Below are 1,239 nucleotides of genomic sequence, written 5' to 3' on the forward strand. Positions count from 1 at the left end.
GCTTGCCGTAGCGATCGCGTGTAGGTGTCGCGGATAGATGTCATCTGTTTGAGTGCATCTCGTGTGTCATCGGCGGCATCGGCTTTCGCATCATCGATCAATTTCTTCAGAAAGGCCTCGGTCTTCGCGTCGGGGTGGCCATTCTGCAGATCGTGCTCCGCGGCGTCGATGATGTTGTCGAGCCCTTGCAACTCGTGTTCCAACGTGGCGATCCGGCGTGCCCCGGCTTTTTGCGCCTCAGCTAAGGCGGCGGCAATGTTCTCCAGGTCGCTACCGATTTTGGGCAACTGCTCGGACTGTGCACCAAGCGATTTGACGAGCCGCTGCACTTCAGCCGCATCGTTGATCGGGTGGTCGCCGTTCTGGTGGTTCCAGGCCGCGTCGAACCGTTGCCGGGCTTGCTCAAACGAGTGGTCCGCCTCGGCGGTGTGTCGACCAGCACCATGAAAAGCCTCTGCCAGTTGAGAGATCTGAAAAGGGCTACCGGCCTGCAAGCTCTGGTTGATCGCCCATGGGTCACCGCCAGCTCTGGCGATGAGATCGCCAATGCTTAGCTCGATCAGTTGCATCGCACCACCCGCCAACCCGCCGTCTATGCTTCCGACCAGCTACGACGCTACCTCTAGTGGTATCCGGTCATGTCAGTTCCGGACGCAGCGCCTCACTGCTGTCGCTCCTCGCGAAGCTGGTCGATCAGGGTGGTACTCGGTGCGTGATCATTTGCCACCAAAGCCGCGCACCAAGCGCGCGACACCAACTGCAGATCGGCGTCAATCGCTTCGATATCGCGCATGTCCGAATGCTAAGCCGAGGCAGCGCTTCGCTCACTTCACCCCGGCGAACGGCGCAGATTCTTTATCTCGAAGGTGACTGATCGCTGGCGTAAGACCACCGACTTTATGCGGCCGTCAGCATCGGTTTGAGGCAGATCGTCGTCGGACCGGCCTGACGTCGCTGGGATTCGCTAGTGAGATGAAGCCGTGTCTGCGCTGCGTCGAGGCTAGTACATAGTGAATAGCGGCCAACGGCGTCCGCCCGTAATTTTCTACCCATGCGAGACCTCGCGACCATCGATGGCGAATCCGCCTGGTGACGCGAGCGCGCCTAGCGGCTCGATAACTCTGCGACGGCATTCCAGTACCACATTGATCGATCAGGCGCTCGACGAGCGAACGGCGGCAAATTGCACCGCAGCGTCGGCTTGAACCGGCGTGGAGAGGTTACCAGCGGGGTAGCGTC

Annotated in this window: 1 protein-coding gene and 1 pseudogene; both read right to left on the minus strand. The window is 60.2% G+C overall.

Going from position 1 to position 1,239, the window contains the following annotated elements:
• Positions 1-569: pseudogene (locus tag A5622_RS19915) on the minus strand (hypothetical protein); the annotation flags it as partial.
• 92 nt (positions 570-661) lie between these two features.
• A complete protein-coding gene (locus tag A5622_RS30515; protein WP_255361663.1) occupies positions 662-793 on the minus strand; it encodes a hypothetical protein in 132 nt (43 codons plus the stop codon).
• Positions 794-1,239 lie beyond the last annotated feature (446 nt).

Source organism: Mycobacterium sp. 1245801.1 (assembly GCF_001673055.1).
GTDB classification, from domain to species: domain Bacteria; phylum Actinomycetota; class Actinomycetes; order Mycobacteriales; family Mycobacteriaceae; genus Mycobacterium; species Mycobacterium europaeum_A.

Coding starts and splice junctions, on each gene's coding strand:
- A5622_RS30515 (WP_255361663.1), bottom strand. CDS start 793: ATGCGCGATATCGAAGCGATTGACGCCGATCTGCAGTTGGTGTCGCGC.